Source organism: Microbacterium pollutisoli (assembly GCF_053586795.1).
Genome location: NZ_JBNYWT010000001.1, coordinates 316,078 through 333,535, shown reverse-complemented (window position 1 = coordinate 333,535; position 17,458 = coordinate 316,078). Strand labels below are relative to the sequence as shown.

15 protein-coding genes are annotated in these 17,458 nt (G+C 71.6%); all 15 read left to right on the top strand.

Features of this window, described 5'->3' with window-relative positions:
- Window positions 1-95 precede the first annotated feature (95 nt).
- Window positions 96-1,409: a replication-associated recombination protein A gene (locus ACQ143_RS01605; RefSeq protein ID WP_449568975.1), complete on the top strand. Its 1,314-nt coding sequence runs from the start codon at window positions 96-98 to the stop codon at window positions 1,407-1,409.
- Between the two features lie 189 nt (window positions 1,410-1,598).
- Window positions 1,599-2,228 carry a 30S ribosomal protein S4 gene (gene rpsD, locus ACQ143_RS01600; RefSeq protein ID WP_449568974.1) on the top strand — a complete coding sequence of 210 codons (630 nt, stop codon included), beginning with the start codon at window positions 1,599-1,601 and terminating at the stop codon, window positions 2,226-2,228.
- 80 nt (window positions 2,229-2,308) lie between these two features.
- The gene (locus ACQ143_RS01595; RefSeq protein WP_449568973.1) at window positions 2,309-2,593 is read left to right on the top strand and encodes an ATPase; all 285 of its coding nucleotides are present in this window, start codon (window positions 2,309-2,311) and stop codon (window positions 2,591-2,593) included.
- 67 nt (window positions 2,594-2,660) lie between these two features.
- Entirely contained in the window at window positions 2,661-5,327 is a 2,667-nt protein-coding gene (gene alaS, locus ACQ143_RS01590) for an alanine--tRNA ligase (protein ID WP_449568972.1), read from the top strand.
- Window positions 5,324-5,797 (top strand): Holliday junction resolvase RuvX, encoded by a 474-nt coding sequence (gene ruvX, locus ACQ143_RS01585; protein ID WP_449568971.1) that lies wholly within the window; start codon window positions 5,324-5,326, stop codon window positions 5,795-5,797. Before alaS ends, ruvX begins: the two co-directional genes overlap by 4 nt.
- On the top strand, window positions 5,797-7,278 hold the full coding sequence (gene mltG, locus ACQ143_RS01580; RefSeq protein ID WP_449568970.1) for an endolytic transglycosylase MltG: 1,482 nt from the start codon (window positions 5,797-5,799) through the stop codon (window positions 7,276-7,278). The genes ruvX and mltG overlap by 1 nt, the downstream gene beginning before the upstream one ends.
- A 3-nt stretch (window positions 7,279-7,281) precedes the next feature.
- Window positions 7,282-8,115, top strand: a complete 834-nt coding sequence (locus tag ACQ143_RS01575; protein ID WP_449568969.1) for a shikimate dehydrogenase family protein — start codon at window positions 7,282-7,284, stop codon at window positions 8,113-8,115.
- A gap of 4 nt (window positions 8,116-8,119) precedes the next feature.
- Window positions 8,120-9,331 carry a chorismate synthase gene (gene aroC, locus ACQ143_RS01570; protein ID WP_449568968.1) on the top strand — a complete coding sequence of 404 codons (1,212 nt, stop codon included), beginning with the start codon at window positions 8,120-8,122 and terminating at the stop codon, window positions 9,329-9,331.
- Entirely contained in the window at window positions 9,328-9,843 is a 516-nt protein-coding gene (locus ACQ143_RS01565; protein ID WP_449568967.1) for a shikimate kinase, read from the top strand. Before aroC ends, ACQ143_RS01565 begins: the two co-directional genes overlap by 4 nt.
- The gene (gene aroB, locus ACQ143_RS01560; RefSeq protein ID WP_449568966.1) at window positions 9,840-10,922 is read left to right on the top strand and encodes a 3-dehydroquinate synthase; all 1,083 of its coding nucleotides are present in this window, start codon (window positions 9,840-9,842) and stop codon (window positions 10,920-10,922) included. The genes ACQ143_RS01565 and aroB overlap by 4 nt, the downstream gene beginning before the upstream one ends.
- Window positions 10,919-11,386 carry a type II 3-dehydroquinate dehydratase gene (aroQ, locus tag ACQ143_RS01555; protein WP_449568965.1) on the top strand — a complete coding sequence of 156 codons (468 nt, stop codon included), beginning with the start codon at window positions 10,919-10,921 and terminating at the stop codon, window positions 11,384-11,386. The genes aroB and aroQ overlap by 4 nt, the downstream gene beginning before the upstream one ends.
- Window positions 11,387-11,475: 89 nt before the next feature.
- The gene (efp, locus tag ACQ143_RS01550; protein WP_449568964.1) at window positions 11,476-12,036 is read left to right on the top strand and encodes an elongation factor P; all 561 of its coding nucleotides are present in this window, start codon (window positions 11,476-11,478) and stop codon (window positions 12,034-12,036) included.
- 2 nt (window positions 12,037-12,038) lie between these two features.
- The gene (gene nusB, locus ACQ143_RS01545; RefSeq protein ID WP_449568963.1) at window positions 12,039-12,449 is read left to right on the top strand and encodes a transcription antitermination factor NusB; all 411 of its coding nucleotides are present in this window, start codon (window positions 12,039-12,041) and stop codon (window positions 12,447-12,449) included.
- 50 nt (window positions 12,450-12,499) lie between these two features.
- The gene (locus ACQ143_RS01540; protein ID WP_449568962.1) at window positions 12,500-15,760 is read left to right on the top strand and encodes a DEAD/DEAH box helicase; all 3,261 of its coding nucleotides are present in this window, start codon (window positions 12,500-12,502) and stop codon (window positions 15,758-15,760) included.
- 73 nt (window positions 15,761-15,833) lie between these two features.
- Window positions 15,834-17,393: a Rieske 2Fe-2S domain-containing protein gene (locus tag ACQ143_RS01535; protein ID WP_449568961.1), complete on the top strand. Its 1,560-nt coding sequence runs from the start codon at window positions 15,834-15,836 to the stop codon at window positions 17,391-17,393.
- Window positions 17,394-17,458: the final 65 nt, after the last annotated feature.

Genomic DNA, 17,458 nt, shown 5'->3' with positions numbered 1-17,458 from the left:
TTCGATTCCCGGTGTTCCGGGGCGTGAAAAGCCTACGGCGCCCCGGCGCGGCGGACAAACGCGTCGGCGTCGGCGGGCGCGGCTAGCCTGGACGGATGACCGACGCGACCGCACTGTTCCGGGGCCAGACGCCCCTCGCCGTGCGCATGCGCCCCATCTCGCTCGACGAGGTCGCCGGGCAGGCGCACCTGCTCAAGCCCGGGTCGCCGCTGATCGGACTGGCCAACCCCCAGCCGGGGCGCAAGAGCGCCGTGTCGGTGATCCTGTGGGGCCCGCCGGGCACCGGCAAGACGACGCTCGCGCAGGCGATCGCGCGCACGTCGGGACGGCGCTTCGTCGAACTGTCCGCCGTCACCGCGGGGGTCAAGGACGTGCGCGAGGTCATGCAGGAGGCGATGACCCGGCGCGACCTGTACGACACGTCGACGATCCTGTTCCTCGACGAGATCCACCGCTTCACCAAGGCCCAGCAGGACGCGCTGCTGCCGGGGGTCGAGAACGGCTGGGTGATCCTCATCGCCGCGACCACCGAGAATCCGTCGTTCTCGGTGATCGCGCCGCTGCTGTCCCGCTCGCTGCTGCTCACGCTGCAGCCGCTGACCGACGACGACCTGGGGCTGCTGATCGACCGGGCGGTCGCCGACCCGCGGGGTCTGGCCGGCGCCCTCACGCTGACGCCCGAAGCCCGCACGGCGCTGATCCAGCTGGCATCCGGCGACGCGCGGCGCGCGCTGACCTCGCTGGAAGCGGCGGCCGCGATGGCCGACGAGCACGCGGCAGAGATCACCGCCGAGCACGTCGCGCAGGCCGTCGACCGGGCCCTGCTGCGTTACGACAAGCAGGGTGACGAGCATTACGACGTCATCAGCGCCTTCATCAAGTCGATCCGCGGGTCCGATGTGGATGCCGCGATGCACTACCTCGCGCGGATGATCGAGGCGGGGGAGGATCCCCGGTTCATCGCACGGCGGCTGGTCATCTCGGCCGCCGAGGACATCGGGCTGGCCGACCCGCAGGCGCTGCAGATCGCCGTCGCCGCGGCGGACGCGGTCGCCTTCATCGGGATGCCGGAGGGCCGGATCCCGCTGGCCGAGGCGACCGCCTACCTGGCCACGACAGCCAAGTCGAATGCCGCCTACACCGCCATCGACGCGGCGATCGCCGACGTGCGCGCGGGCGGCTTCGGCCGCGTGCCGACGCACCTGCGTGACGCGCACTATCCGGGCGCGAAGCGGCTCGGTCACGGCAAGGGCTACGTGTATCCGCACGACCTCGACGTCGGAGTCGCCCGGCAGCAGTACCTCCCGGACGAGCTGCGCGGCCGCCGCTACTACGACCCGACCGCGCGCGGGCTCGAACGCGACATCGGCGCCCGGCTCGAGAAGATCCGCAAGATCCTGGGGGAGTAGGCCCCGGTCGGCAGCGGCCGCATCCCGGTCTCTGTTAGACTTGGTCGGCTCGAAACCGGGTTTTCGGGCATCCCCCTCCTCCGACCAAGACCTTCCGGCATGCCCCGGCGTGCAGTCCGGACAGGGCGAGGAGCGGGAGATACGTCCGCGAGCGGTGACAGTCACCGCCGCGTATCGAAAGGAATCTTCGTGGCATCGAAGGCTCAGGACCGTCGCAAGGTGCGCCTCTCGCGCGCCCTCGGCGTCGCCCTCACCCCCAAGGCCGCCCGCTACCTCGAGAAGCGTCCGTACGCTCCGGGTGAGCACGGCCGCACCAAGCGCAAGGCCGACAGCGACTACGCCGTCCGCCTCCGCGAGAAGCAGCGTCTGCGCGAGCAGTACGGCATCCGCGAGAAGCAGCTGCGCATCCAGTTCAACGAGGCTCGCCGCAAGGACGGCCTGACCGGTGAGAACCTGGTCGAGCAGCTGGAGATGCGTCTGGACGCCCTCGTCCTGCGCGCCGGCTTCGCCCGTACCACCGCGCAGGCCCGCCAACTGGTCGTGCACCGGCACATCCTCGTCGACGGTCAGCTCGTCGACCGCCCGTCCTTCCGTGTGAAGCCGGGCCAGCTCATCCACGTCAAGGAGAAGAGCGAGTCCCTCGAGCCGTTCCAGGTCGCCGCCGCCGGTGGTCACGCCGAGGTCCTGCCCCCGGTCCCGGCCTACCTCGAGGTCGAGCTCGACAAGCTGCAGGCGCGCCTCGTGCGCCGCCCGAAGCGTGCCGAGGTCCCCGTGACCTGTGAAGTCCAGCTCGTCGTCGAGTACTACGCCGCGCGCTGAGTCTCCACTCACGTTCCACGTCCCAGGGCGTCGGGGGTCCACCCCGGCGCCCTGTGGCGTTTACGCCTAACATGGAACCCATGAAGAACGCGCTCTGGTTCGTGCTCGGCATCGCCGGCGGGTTCGTCGCCGCGCACCTGATGAACAAGGACCCCCGCGGGCACGAGGTGCTCGCCGAGGTGGATGCGCGCATTTCCGAGTTCGCCGACCGGATCGGCGAGGCCTACCGCGCCCAGGAGGCCCGGATCGAGGGTCTGGCCGCAGACGTCAAGGATGCCGCCGCCGAGACCGTCGACAAGGCCGCCGCAGCGGCCTCCGACGTCGTCGACGCCGCCTCCCGCGCCGGCACCACCGCCACCGACTGATTTCCGCGTCGATCGATCCGCCCCGCCGGGGCGCTGACATCGCGCCCGCTTGCCCGAGGATCCACTCATGAAGACCGCTGAGATCGCCCAGCGCTACCTGTCGTACTTCGAGAAGAACGGGCACGTCATCGTGCCGTCGGCCTCCCTCGTCAGCGCCGACCCGGCGCTGCTGTTCACGGTCGCCGGCATGGTGCCGTTCATCCCGTACCTGCGCGGCGACGTGCCTGCACCGCACCCGCGCGTGGCCGACCGGCAGAAGTGCCTGCGCACCAACGACATCGAAGAGGTCGGCAAGACGCCGCGCCACGGCACGTTCTTCCAGATGATGGGCAACTGGTCCTTCGGCGACTACTTCAAGGAAGGCGCGATCACCTACGCGTGGGAGCTGCTGACCACTTCGGAAGCCGAGGGCGGTCTCGGCTTCGACCCAGAGGACCTCTGGGTCACCGTCTACGAGGAGGACGACGAGGCCCACGACCTGTGGCTGCGTCTGACCTCGCTGCCGGCCGAGCGCATCCAGCGTCTGGGCCGCGACACCAACTACTGGAGCACGGGTCTTCCCGGCCCCGCGGGCCCCTGCTCGGAGATCTTCTTCGACCGCGGCCCCGCCTACGGCGTCGACGGCGGCCCGGCCACCGACGACGACCGCTACGTCGAGATCTGGAACCTCGTGTTCATGGAGTACGAGATCACGGACGTGAAGTCGAAGACCGACTTCACCATCGTCGGCGAGCTGCCCGCCAAGAACATCGACACCGGCATGGGCCTGGAGCGCATCGCGTTCATCAAGCAGGGCGTCGACAACATGTACGAGACCGACCAGGTCCGCCCGGTGCTCGACGCCGCGGTGACCCTGTCCGGCAGGACCTACGGCGCCGACCACGACGACGATGTGCGCTTCCGCGTCGTCGCCGACCACGTCCGCTCCTCGCTCATGCTGCTGGCCGACGGCGTCACGCCCTCGAACGAGGGCCGCGGCTACATCCTGCGCCGTCTCATGCGCCGCGCCATCCGCGCGATGCGTCTGCTCGGTGTCGAGGGCGCGACCTTCCCCGTGCTGTTCGCCGCTTCCCGCGACGCGATGAAGGAGGCGTACCCCGAGGTCGAGTCCGACTGGCCGCGCATCTCGCAGTACGCGTTCGCCGAGGAGGAGACGTTCCTGCGCACCCTCGCCGCCGGTTCCACGATCCTCGACCAGGCACTCGAGGACACCAAGCGCGCCGGGGGTGCCGCGCTCGACGGTTCGCAGGCGTTCCTGCTGCACGACACCTACGGCTTCCCGATCGACCTCACCCTCGAGGTCGCCGAAGAGGCCGGTCTTTCCGTCGACCGTGACGCCTTCGACACGCTCATGAAGCAGCAGCGGGAGCGGGCCAAGGCCGACGCGAAGTCGCGCAAGCGCGCCATCGCCGACGTCAGCGTCTACCGCGAGCTGCGCGCCCTCGGTGAGACCGTCTTCACCGGGTACACCGACCTGCAGACTGAGTCGCGGGTGCTGGGCGTGCTGGTCGACGGGCAGTCCGTGACCCGCGCGACGCAGGGCCAGGTCGCCGAGGTGATCCTGGCCGAGACCGCGCTGTACGCGGAGTCGGGCGGGCAGGTCGCCGACAAGGGCGTCATCGTCGGCCCGGGCTTCGAACTCGATGTGCTCGACGTGCAGCGTCCGGTGCCGGGACTGGTCAGCCACACCGTCGAGGTCACCAGCGGCGAGGTGGGCGTCGATCAGCCCGCCACGTCGGTGGTGGATGCCGCGAACCGGCGTGCGGCGCGCCAGGCGCACTCCGCGACCCACCTCGTGCACGCCGCCCTGCGCGACACCCTGGGCAAGACGGCCACGCAGGCCGGCTCGCTCAACCGCGCCGGGTACCTGCGCTTCGACTTCACCTGGAGCCAGGGCCTCAGCGACGCGACGAAGTCGGAGATCGAGGAGATCGCCAACAACGCCGTCCGCGACAACCTCGAGGTCACGACCCGGACCCTGCCGCTGGCCGAGGCGAAGGAACTGGGCGCCGTGGCGCTGTTCGGCGAGAAGTACGGCGACACCGTGCGCATGGTGGACATCGGCGGCCCGTGGTCGCGGGAGCTCTGCGCGGGCACGCATGTGTCGACCTCGGCCGAGGTGGGGCTGATCAGCCTCGTCGGCGAGTCGTCGGTCGGCGCCTCCAACCGCCGCGTCGAAGCGCTGGTGGGTCTGGACGCGTTCCGCGAGCTCGCCGCCGAGCGGGCGATCGTGTCGCAGCTGACCGCCAGCCTGAAGACCCCGCGCGACCAGCTGCCCGAGCGGATCGCGGAGCTTGCCGCGAGCCTGAAGGCGGCCGAGAAGAAGATCGCCCAGTTCGAGGCGAAGGCGCTCGGCGACCGGATCCCGGCGCTGGCCGACAGCGCGCAGCGAATCGGTGCGCACCGGGTGGTGGCCCAGTCGCTGGGCACCGCGGCATCCGCCGACGATGTGCGCACCCTCGCCCTCCAGCTGCGGGACCGGCTCGGCTCGGATGCCGCGGTGGTGGCCCTCGCCGCCGAGGTGGGTGGGCGCCCGGTCGTCATCGTGGCCACCAACGACGCCGCCCGCACCGCGGGCGCGAAGGCCGGCGCACTCGTGAAGACGGCGGCCGCCGTGCTCGGCGGCGGCGGGGGCGGGCGCGACGACGTCGCCCAGGGCGGCGGTACCGATGCGACCGCCGTCGACGCGGCGCTCAGCGCCGTGCGCACCGCGCTGGAGGGTTCCGCCGCGTGACCGGGTTCCGTCGCGGGGTCCGGCTGGGCATCGACGTGGGCACCGCCCGCGTCGGCGTCGCCCGGTGCGACCGCGACGGGCTGCTGGCGGTGCCGGTCGAGACGGTCCCGCGCGGTGAGGACTCCGTCGCCCGCATCGTCGCCCTCGCCGCCGAGTATGAGGCGATGGAACTGCTCGTCGGCCTGCCGGTGAGTCTCGCCGGCACCGACACCGCTTCCACCGCCGACGCCCGCGCCTTCGCCGGTGACCTCGCTGCGGCGTCGGGGCTGCCCGTGCGCCTCGTCGACGAGCGGCTGAGCACGGTCTCGGCCCATGCGGCGCTGCGCCAGTCTGGAAGATCCCAGCGTTCGTCTCGTAGGATTGTCGACCAAGTCGCCGCCGTCGTCCTGCTGCAGCAGGCGATCGACGTCGAGAAGAGCACCGGAAGCCCGACCGGCTCGCTCGTGTCCACATCCCCGGAGTCCGCCTGATGCCCAGCACGCCGTCGAACGACGATCAGTTCGCCGACCTGTTCAGCAGGCTGCCCACCCCGGCGGACCGATCCTCGCGCACGGCCACCGACCCCTCCGCCGCCGCAGCGGCAGGGGCCGACCGGGACCGGGCCGCTCAGGCCCCGATGAGCCGCCGTGCCGCCCGCGAGGCGGCTGCCCGCGCCGCCGCCTCCGACCGCTCGGAGACGCCCGAACCCGTGGCATCCGCCCGGGCGGCCGACTATCCGGTGGTCACCGCCGCGATGGCCGCGGGCCGGGACGCACCGTCCTCGCCCGAGGAGCCGCACCCGGTCGCCGCGGCCGGCTCGCTCGACGCGCTTTTCGACGATGCGGGGCACCACGGTCAGCAGAAGCATCACGACCGCGATCGTCGCAAGAGTCGCATCGCCGCCTGGAGCGTCTTCGGCGTCGTGCTGGCGCTGCTGGGCGGACTGGTGTTCGGCGGCTTCTGGGTGTGGAGCATCTACGAGCAGCCCATCCGCGAGTTCTTCGGGTGGACCGAGCCGAAGGACTACGAGGCAGGCATCGCCGAAGGCGAGGCGACGGTGACGATCGCCAGTGGCGACACCGGCGGCACGATCTCCGAGACGCTCCACGACGCGGGCGTGACCAAGACGCCGGGCGTCTTCTACGACTACCTCATCGCCTCGGGCGCCGACACGAACCTGCTGGTGCCGGGGGTGTTCTCCCTGCAGCAGAAGATGACCGCCGCCGCGGCTTTCGAGGCGCTCACCGACCCGGCCAACAAGCTGGAGAACACGGCGCAGCTGCGCGAGGGCCTCACCGTCGAGCAGACCCTCCCGCTGCTGGCCGAGGCCACCGGGATCGCGCAGGCCGACTTCGAAGCCGCCATCGCCGACCCGTCCGCGTTCGGCGTGTCGGCCGACAGTCTCGAGGGGTGGCTGTTCCCGGCCACCTACACGTTCGAACCGGACGTCACCGCCGACCAGGTGATCCAGACGCTGGTCGACCGCGCGGTCACCTCGCTCGACAACGCCGGCGTCCCGGTCGACCGTCGCCACGAGATCCTCACCATCGCCTCGATCATCCAGCGCGAGGCGCGCTTCTCCGACGACTTCTTCAAGGTCTCGCGGGTCATCCAGAACCGGCTGAAGCCGGACAACACCGAGACGCACGGGCTGCTGCAGATGGACTCGACCGCACAGTACGGCGCGAACGAGGACGACGGCACCGTGAGCTCCGATGCCTCGACCCTCGAGGACGACAACCCGTGGAACACGTACCTGTACCCGGGCCTGCCCCTCGGACCGATCGCCAACCCCGGTGACCTCGCCATCGAGGCGGCGATGGAGCCAGCCGACGGACCGTGGATGTACTTCGTGACGGTCAATCCGTCGTCGGGGGAGACCGAGTTCGCGCAGACCCACGCCGAGCACGAGCAGCTCGTCGAGAAGTGGCGCCAGTGGTGCGCCGACAATCCCGACAACGGCGACTGCTGACCGATGCCGGCCACCGCGCTCGAGGTGTGGGGCGACCCCATCGACCACAGCCTGTCTCCCGCCCTGCACACCGCCGCGTACCGGCACCTCGGCTGGGACTGGACCTACGGGCGGCGCCGGGTCGATGAGGACGGGTTCGCCCACGCGCTGGCCGGCCTGGACGCGTCGTACCGCGGGCTGTCGCTGACCATGCCGCTCAAGGCCGTCGCCCACGCGGCGGCCGTGCGCCGCGACGAGCGGGCCGAGCTGACCGGCGCCGTCAACACCCTCCGGCTGACCGCGGACGGTCCCGTCGGGTTCAACACCGACGTGGGCGGGATCGTCGCCGCGCTGGGGGAGGAGGGCCTCGGGCAGGTGGCCGACGCCCGCATCGTCGGGGCGGGCGCCACCGCGACCTCCGCTCTCGTGGCCCTGGCCGAGCTCGGGGCGACGCGGGTGGACGTGGCCGCCCGCCGTCCGGAAGCCGCCGCCGGCCTGACCCGGCTGGGCGCCCGGCTCGGCGTCACCGTGCAGCCCGTGCCGCTGGCGGCATCCGGGCATCGGACGGTACCGCTCACGATCGCGACCCTGCCCGGCGGGGTGACGCTGCCGGAATCCACCGTCGACGCGCTGGCCGGAGCCGGCGGACTGCTCATGGACGTCGTCTACGGACACTGGCCGACGGCCCTGTCCGCGGCGTGGGAGCGCGTGGGCCGCGCCGCCGTCAGCGGCGCCGGGATGCTGCTGCACCAGGCGGTGCTGCAGATCCGCGTCTTCGCCACGGGGGAAGTGACGCAGCCGCTGCCGGACGAGCCGTCAGTGGTGGCCGTCATGCGGCGCGCGCTCATGGGAGGATAGAGCAATGCTCCGCGTGCTCACGGCCGGCGAATCGCACGGCCCCGAACTCGTCGCCGTCATGGAGGGTCTGCCGGCAGGCGTTCCCGTCTCCCGTGCCGCGATCCAGGCCGACCTCGCCCGACGCAAGCTCGGCTACGGCCGCGGCTCGCGCATGAAGTTCGAGGAGGACGAGCTGACGATCTCGTCCGGCGTCGTTCACGGCTCGACTCTCGGCAGCCCCATCGCTCTGCGGATCGGCAACACCGAGTGGCCGAAGTGGACCGAGGTCATGAGCGCCGAGCCGGTCGAGCTCACCGACCGTTCCCGCGGCCGCGGCGCCCCGCTGACCCGGCCGCGGCCCGGCCACGCCGATCTGGTCGGCATGCAGAAGTACGGCTTTGACTCCGCACGACCCATCCTGGAGCGGGCCAGCGCCCGCGAGACCGCCGCCCGGGTCGCCCTCGGCGCCCTGGCGCGCGCGTTCCTGGGGGAGCTCGGCATCCGCCTGGTGAGCCACACCCTGTCGATCGGCCCGGTGCGGGCCCCCGAGGGCGCTTCGCTGCCCACCCCCGACGACGTCGACGCGCTCGACGCCGATCCGCTGCGGTGCTTCGACCCGGACACGTCGGCGGCCATGGTGGCCGAGGTGGATGCCGCACGCAAGGACGGCGACACGCTCGGTGGCATCGTGGAGGTGCTCGCGTACGGGCTGCCCCCGGGGCTGGGCTCCCACGTGCAATGGGACCGGCGCCTGGATGCGAAGCTCGCGCAGGCGCTCATGAGCATCCAGGCGATCAAGGGCGTCGAGGTCGGCGACGGCTTCGAGACGACGCGGCGCCGGGGATCGGCCGCGCACGACGAACTGTTCACGACCGAGGACGGGATCACCCGCTCCACCGACAAGGCCGGCGGCACCGAAGGCGGCATGTCGACGGGGACCGTGCTGCGCGTGCGCGCCGGCATGAAGCCGATCGCGACCGTGCCGCGGGCGCTGCGGACGGTCGACGTGGCCACCGGCGACGCCGCCACCGCGCACCACCAGCGCTCCGACGTCTGCGCCGTGCCCGCGGCCGGTGTCGTGGCAGAGGCGATGGTGGCGGTCACCCTCGCCGACGTCGTGCTGGAGAAGTTCGGGGGCGACAGCGTCGCCGAGACGCGCCGCAACCTCGAGGCCTACCTCGCCGCGATCCCCGAGAACCTGCAGACCACGACGGCGAGCCGCGCCGAGCACGCATGACCGGCGGCGCCGTCGTCCTCATCGGCCCCATGGGCGCCGGCAAGACGAGCGTCGGCCGTCGCGTCGCCCGCGTCCTCGGCGTGCCGTTCGTCGACACCGACAAGCTCGTCGTGCGCGATCACGGACCGATCCCCGACCTGTTCGCACAGCACGGCGAAGCGCACTTCCGCGCGCTGGAGCGTGCGGCCGTCACCGAGGCGCTCGCCTCGGCGGGCGTGGTGGCACTGGGGGGCGGCGCCGTGCTCGACCCCACCACCCGTGCCGCACTGACCGACCACCGGGTCGTCCTGCTCACGGTCGACCCGCGCGCCGTCGCCGGCCGCATCGGGGGCGGCGGACGGCCCCTGCTGGCCGAGGGCGAGGACCCCGTGGCGCGCTGGACGCGCATCTACGAAGAGCGCCGCGAGCTGTACGAGAGCACCGCCGACGTCACGATCGACACCTCCACCGGGCCGCTGGCCGGGGTCGTGGACCGCATCGTGGCGTGGGTGCGACAGGAGGACCGGACATGACCGACACGACGACGATCACCGTCGCCGGCGACAGCCCCTACGACATCACCATCGGCCGGGGCATCCTCTCGACGGTGCGCGCGGCGCTGGCTCCGGCCACACAGCGGGTGCTCGTCGTGCATCCGCCCACGCTCGCCGAGCGCGCCGCCGCGCTGCGCGCCGACCTGATGGCCGCGGGGGACCTGCAGGTGCTGCTGGCCGAGGTGCCCGACGCCGAACAGGGCAAGCGCGTCGAGGTCGCCGCGTTCTGCTGGCAGGTCATGGGGCAGGCGGACTTCACCCGCACCGACGCCGTCATCGGCTTCGGCGGGGGAGCGGTCACCGATCTGGCCGGGTTCGTCGCCGCAACGTGGCTGCGCGGCGTCGACGTGGTGCAGGTGCCCACGACCGTGCTCGGCATGGTGGACGCCGCGGTCGGCGGCAAGACCGGCATCAACACCGCCGAGGGCAAGAACCTCGTCGGGGCGTTCTGGCCGCCGCGCGCGGTGATCTGCGACCTCGAACTGCTCGACTCGCTCAGCGAGCACGAGCGGGTCGCCGGGTTCGCCGAAGTCGTCAAGGCCGGGTTCATCTGGTATCCCGAGATCCTCGACCTGATCGAGGCGGACCCGAAAGCCGCGGTCGACCCGGCCACCCCCGCCTTCCGCCGGTGCATCGAACTGGCCATCGACATGAAGGCCCGCGTCGTGGGCGAGGACCTCCGCGAAGCCGGACTCCGCGAGGTGCTCAACTACGGACACACCCTGGGCCACGCGATCGAGCACGCCGAGCGGTATCGCTGGCGCCACGGCGCGGCGATCTCGGTGGGCATGCTGTTCGCCGCCGAGCTGTCTCGGCTGGCCGGCCGGTTGCCTGACACCGCCGCGCAGCGCCACCGCGACATCCTCGAGCTGCTGGGCCTGCCCACCACCTACCGGGCCGGTGCCTGGGGGCAGTTGCTGGCCACGATGCAGCGCGACAAGAAGACCCGCGGCTCGATGCTGCGGTTCATCGTGCTCGACGACATCGGCAAGCCGACCGTGCTGCAGGCGCCCGACGAGTCGCTGCTGTTCGCCGCGTACCAGGAGGTGGCCGGGTGAGCGCCGCCGCCGCACCGCGCCGACTCCTGCTGGTCAACGGGCCGAATCTGAATCTCCTCGGCATCCGCGAGCCCGACGTGTACGGGCGGGAGACCCTCGCCGACGTGGAGCGGCTGGTGGGCGAGACCGCGGCGGCGCGCGGGTATGAGGTGCGCGCGATCCAGAGCAACCACGAGGGTGTGCTGATCGATGCGATCCACGCCGCCCGCACCGACTGCGCGGGCATCGTCATCAACCCCGGCGGCCTGACCCACACCTCGGTGGTGCTGCGCGATGCGCTGTCGGCGGTGGCGCTGCCGGTGGCCGAAGTCCACGTCTCGAACGTGTACGACCGGGAGAGCTTCCGCCATCACTCCTACGTCGCCGACGTCGCCGCCGTGCACGTGGTCGGCGAGGGCGTGCCCGGCTACGCGCGCGCCGTCGAGCTGCTGCTCGAGGTGCTCGCCGGCAGCGCCGACGGCTGACGCAGGCGCCGCACCGGCGGCATCCCGTAGAATCGACCGTCGGGCCCCGACTGGCCCGACGAACCCACACGAACGGAAACTCCACACTCATGGCATCCACCGCAGACATCCGCAACGGCGTCGTCATCAAGATCGACGGGCAGCTGTGGAGCGTCGTCGAGTTCCAGCACGTCAAGCCGGGCAAGGGCGGGGCATTCGTGCGCACGAAGCTCAAGAACGTCGTCACGGGCAAGACCGTCGACAAGACGTACAACGCCGGCACGAAGATCGAGATCGAGAACGTCGACCGCCGTGATTTCTCGTACCTGTACAACGACGGCGACAGCTTCGTGTTCATGGACATGACCGACTACGACCAGATCAACGTCCCGGTTGCCACCGTCGGCGACGCCGCCAACTTCCTGCTCGAGAACCAGCAGGTGCAGATCGCGCTGAACAACGGCACCCCGCTGTACGTCGAGATGCCGGCCTCCGTCGTGCTCGAGATCACCTACACCGAGCCCGGCCTGCAGGGCGACCGCTCGTCGGCCGGCACCAAGGCCGCCACCGTCGAGACCGGCTATGAGATCCAGGTGCCCCTGTTCCTCGAGACCGGCACCAAGGTCAAGGTCGACACCCGCACGGGCGAGTACCTCGGCCGCGTGAACTGACCTTGAGCGCACGCTCCAAGGCGCGCAAACGCGCGCTCGACATCCTGTACCAGTCCGACGTGCGCGGCGACGACCTCGCCGCCACGCTCGCCGCCGAAGCCCAGCGCGCGGCCAGCGAACCGGCCCGCGAGGCGTCGTGGCTCTATGCGCGCGACATCGTCGACGGCGTCATCGACAACCGCGAAGAGATCGACGAGCACATCGTCACCCACGCCCGGGACTGGAAGCTCGACCGCATGCCGGCCGTCGACCGCGCGATCCTGCGCATCGGCGTCTGGGAGATCGTCTTCAACGCCGAGGTGCCCACCGCCGTCGCCATCGACGAGGCCGTGGAACTGGCCAAGGAGTTCTCCACGGACGACTCCGGCTCGTTCGTGCACGGGGTGCTCGCGCGCATCGCCCGCGCCGGCTGAGCGACGCTCCGCCCGACCCGGCGTCGGAGCCCGATGCGAGGATGGATGCCGTGTCGGCACCCCACATCGATGACGCGGCGATCCGTGGCCTGGCCGACAGCGTCTCGTACCGGCGCGGGGTCGGCTACGCCCGCGACGGCGCCGTGCGCTACCTGTCGTGGGACGCGCACGACGGCACGCTGACCGGCCTGGTCGCCGGCAGCGCCGCGCAGCTGTACCGCTGCACGATCCGGGTGGATGCCGGTGCCCGCCCGCCGCGGATCATGTCGGCGCGCTGCTCGTGCCCGGTGCAGGTGAACTGCAAGCACACGATCGCCACCCTGCTGCGCAGCAACGCCGGCAGCGCCGCCGCCGTCATCCATGCCCCCGCGCCGGCAGCGGCCGCGCCGGAGCCGTCGTGGCGCCGGCTGCTGGAGAGCACGCACCGGCCCGGCACCACGCCGCTCGCGCTCGGGGTCGAGCTGCGCGTGCGCGAACGCATCCCGCACGACCCGTGGGGGCCACGGCGGCTGCGCACCGCGACCGCGCGCGACCTCGACGGCGCCCCCGAACTGCAGGTCGGCCTGCGGCCGCTGGTGCGCAGTCCCGGCACGGGGGCCTGGGTGCGCTCGGGCGTCACCTGGGACACCGCCCGCCGCGACGGTCAGCGGTTCGCCGGCGGCCAGCGCCGCTGGTTCGCCGACCTGTACGGCGTGGCCCGCGACGTGTACGGTCTCGGCCGCGACGAGTCCGACTGGCTCACCCTCGACCGGATCGAATCACCGCTGCTGTGGACGCTGCTGGCGGCCGCCACCGCACGCGACATCCCCGTCGTGGCCGCGGGCAAGCGTCAGCAGGTCGCGCTCGTCGACAGCGCCGAGGTCCAGGTCGAACTGTCCGCCGCCGACGGCGACGCCCTGCGGCTGACGCCGCGGGTCACCCTCGCCGGTGCAGACGTCGACCCGGCCGCGGTGCGGCCGATCGGACGCACCGGCGTCTACGCGTACGCGGCGCAGGGCACCGGCATCCACCTCACCCTCGCCCCGGTGAGCCTCGACGACACCGCGCACGCCCTGCTGACCACCCCCGACCCGGTGACGGTGCCCGAAACCGACACGGACGAGTTCCTGCGCGAGGTGTACCCGCGCCTGGCCCGGTCGGGGCGCATCCGGCTCGAGCCGGGACTGCAGCTGCCCGCGCCCGAGCCGACCCGGCTGGTGGTGACCGCCGCGTTCCGCGCCGGGGACACGATCGACTACCGGCTGGACTGGCACCGGCCCGGCGCCGGGCGGGCGCCCTTCGAGGACACGGCCGGTGACGACGAGCACGAGGCCGCGCTGCGCACCACGGTGCAGACGGCGTGGGGGCAGGCGGCACCGCTGCCGTTCGCGGCGCGCGCGACGCTCGTGGGCGTGGATGCCGCGGAGTTCGCCGCGCAGGTGCTCCCGGCGCTCGAGCAGATCGACGGCGTCCGGATCGAGCCCTCGGGCCGCCGCCGCGTCTACCGTGAGCTGACCGGCGACCCGCGCATCACGGTCACCACGGTGGAGACCTCCGACCCCGACTGGTTCGACCTGGGCGTCATCGTCGAGATCGACGGCCGGCGCATCCCGTTCACCCCGCTGTTCACCGCGCTGGCCAAGCGCCGCAAGAAGCTCCTGCTGGCCGACGGGCGGTACTTCTCCCTCGCCCACCCGGCACTGGACCGGCTGCGGGAGCTGATCGACGAATCCGCCGACCTCATCGAATGGGAGGCGGGGCCGAAGATCAGCCGCTACCAGCTGCCGGTGTGGACGGACTTCGAGGACCTCGCCGACCAGTCCGCGCCGGCGGCCGGCTGGCGCGAGACGGCGAGCGCGCTGCGCACCCTTGACCGCATCGAGCCGGCGCCGCTGCCGGCGGGGCTGCGCGCGCAGCTGCGTCCCTATCAGCGCTCCGGCTACGACCGGCTCGCGTTCCTGTGGCGGCACCGGCTGGGCGGCATCCTGGCCGACGACATGGGACTGGGCAAGACCCTGCAGGTGCTCGCCCTGCTGGCCCGGGCCCGTGAAGACGGCGAGACGCGGCCGTTCCTGGTGGTCGCCCCCACCTCGGTGCTGTCGACCTGGCGCGACGAAGCGGCCCGGTTCACCCCCGGCCTGACCGTCACCGTGCTCGACACCACCGGCGTCAAGCGCGCACGGAGCGTCGCCGAGGCGGCTGACGGTGCCGACATCGTCGTGACCTCCTACACGGTGCTGCGGCTCGACGAGGCCGCGTTCGCCGCCGTGGACTGGGCGCTGCTGGTGCTCGACGAGGCCCAGTTCGTCAAGAACGCGGCCACCCGGCTGCACCGGGCCGTCGCGGGCCTGCACGCCGGGGCCACGCTGGCGGTCACCGGCACACCGCTGGAGAACTCGCTGTCGGAGCTGTGGGCGCTGCTGTCGCTGACGTGCCCGGGCCTGTTCCCGTCGGCGCGACGCTTCCGCGAGGAGTACATCAAGCCGATCGAGAAGGGCAAGGTGCCCGAGAACGCGGAGGGCGGTCCGTACCGCGCCCGGCGGCTCGCGCGCCTGCGCCACCGCATCCGGCCGTTCGTGCTGCGGCGCACGAAGGACCTCGTCGCCGGCGACCTGCCGCCCCGGCAGGAGCAGGAGGTCCGCGTCGACCTCAGCGCCGCGCACCGCGCCGTCTACGACACCGTGCTGCAGCGCGAACGGCAGAAGGTGCTCGGCCTGCTCGACGACCTCGACCGCAACCGGTTCATCGTCTTCCGCTCGCTCACGCTGTTGCGCCGGCTCGCGCTGGCCCCGTCGCTGGTGGATGCCGGCGACCCCGGCATCCGGTCGAGCAAACTCGAGGCGCTCACCGAACGCCTCGAGGAGCTCATCGCCGAAGGACACCGCGCCCTCGTGTTCAGCCAGTTCACCTCCTACCTCGCCCTCGTGCAGGACGCGTTGACAACGCGCGGCATCGGCTACGCGTACCTCGACGGGGCGACGCGCCGCCGTCACGAGGTCATCTCCGGCTTCCGCACGGGTGACGCGCCGGTGTTCCTCATCAGCCTGAAGTCCGGCGGGTTCGGTCTGACCCTCACCGAGGCCGACTACGTGTTCCTGCTCGACCCGTGGTGGAACCCCGCCGCCGAGGCGCAGGCGATCGACCGCACGCACCGCATCGGCCAGTCGCGGCCGGTGAACGTCTACCGTCTCATCGCCACCGGCACCATCGAGGAGAAGGTCCTCGCCCTGCAACAGCGCAAGGCGCGCCTGTTCCGCGCCGTGCTCGACGACGACGATCTGCTCGCCCGGTCGCTGACCGCCGACGACATCCGTGACCTGTTCGACCCGTGAGCCGCCCGCCGCGGCGTCCAGGTTCACGGCGACCGCTCCCGTAGAATCGTGGGCGCTCGATCAGGAGGTTGGAATGCGGATCACAGGCCTGGGCCACGCCGGGATGTTCATCGAAACGGCGGGCGGCAGCATCCTGTGCGACCCCGTCGTCGGCCCGACGTTCTTCGGCTCGTGGTTCCCGTTCCCCGACAACCGGGCGCTGGACTGGGAGCGGTTCGGCGCAGCCGACTTCCTGTACATCTCCCACCGGCACCGCGACCACTTCGATCCCGCGCTGCTGCGCCGCGTCGTGCCCACCGACATCCGGGTGCTCCTCCCGGACTATCCGACCGACGACCTCGAGCGTGACCTGCGTGGCCTCGGCTACGAGAACATCATCTACACGCAGGCGGGCGTGCCGCTCGAGTTCGGCGCGCTGAAGCTCATGGTCACGCCCCTGCGCGCCCCCAGCGACGGCCCCATCGGCGACTCGTCGCTGTCGGTCGACGACGGCACCGCCAGCATCCTGAACCAGAACGACTCGCACCCCCTGGACCTCGAGAAGCTGCTGTCGTTCTCGAAGCCCGAGGCGTACTTCACCCAGGTCTCCGGCGCCATCTGGTGGCCCATGGTCTACGACCTGCCGCAGCCCGCCAAGCAGAACTTCGCCCAGCTCAAGCGCGACGCGCAGCTCAAGCGGGCCCTGTACTACATCGACAAGGTCGACGCCCCGCATGTGTTCCCGATGGCCGGCCCCCCGATGTTCCTGCGTGAGGAGCTGTTCCGGTACAACGGGCACGGCCTCCACGACGATGCGATCTTCACCGACCAGGCACAGTTCCTCGAGCACCTGGCCGCCGAGCGTCCCGACCAGAAGGGGCACCTGTTCGTCCCAGGGACGCAGGTCGACCTGGACCACGGCGCGATCGAGATCATCCAGACGCTGTACACCGACGCGGAGATCGAGCGGATCTTCACCGACAAGTGGGCCTACCTCGCAGAGCAGCGCGACAGCCGGCAGGACGAGATCCGCGCCGAAGAGGCCCGCCGCGCGCCGATCCTGCCGCCGGACGAGATGCTCGCCGCCATCAAGGAGTGGTGGGAGCCGCTGCTGAAGAAGTCCCGCACGATCCGGCTCGGCGTCGGCGGCAATGTGCGCTTCCGCATCGGCGATCTCGACATGGTCGTCGACTTCCCGCGCGCGAAGGTGCGCGAGTACGCGGGGGAGGAGTGCATCTACTGGTACACGATCCCCGCCGACCTCGTCTCCACCAACATCCGCGATCACGAGATCGACTGGTCGAACTCGATCTTCCTGTCGATGCAGTTCTCGGTCGGCCGCACCGGGAAGTTCAACGAGTTCCTCACGACCTTCCTCAAGTGCCTGTCGACCGACCGCATCGAGTACGTCGAGAACTGGTACTCGGAGCAGTCCGACACCAGCGAGGACGCGCAGATCGGCGACTGGGTGGTGCAACGGCGCTGCCCGCACCTGCGCGCCGACCTGTCGCGCACCGGCCGGATCGAGGACGGCGTGCTCACCTGCAGCATGCACGACTGGAAGTGGGATCTTGCCACCGGCCGCTGCCTGACGACGCAGGGCCACGAGATCCGCGCCGCGCAGACGACGGATGCCGCGGTGCCCACACCCTGACCTCCGCCTGCCTGTAGGCTGGACCTGCAACCCGGCAACCTTTAACCCCGTCCCGTGAGGCGGAG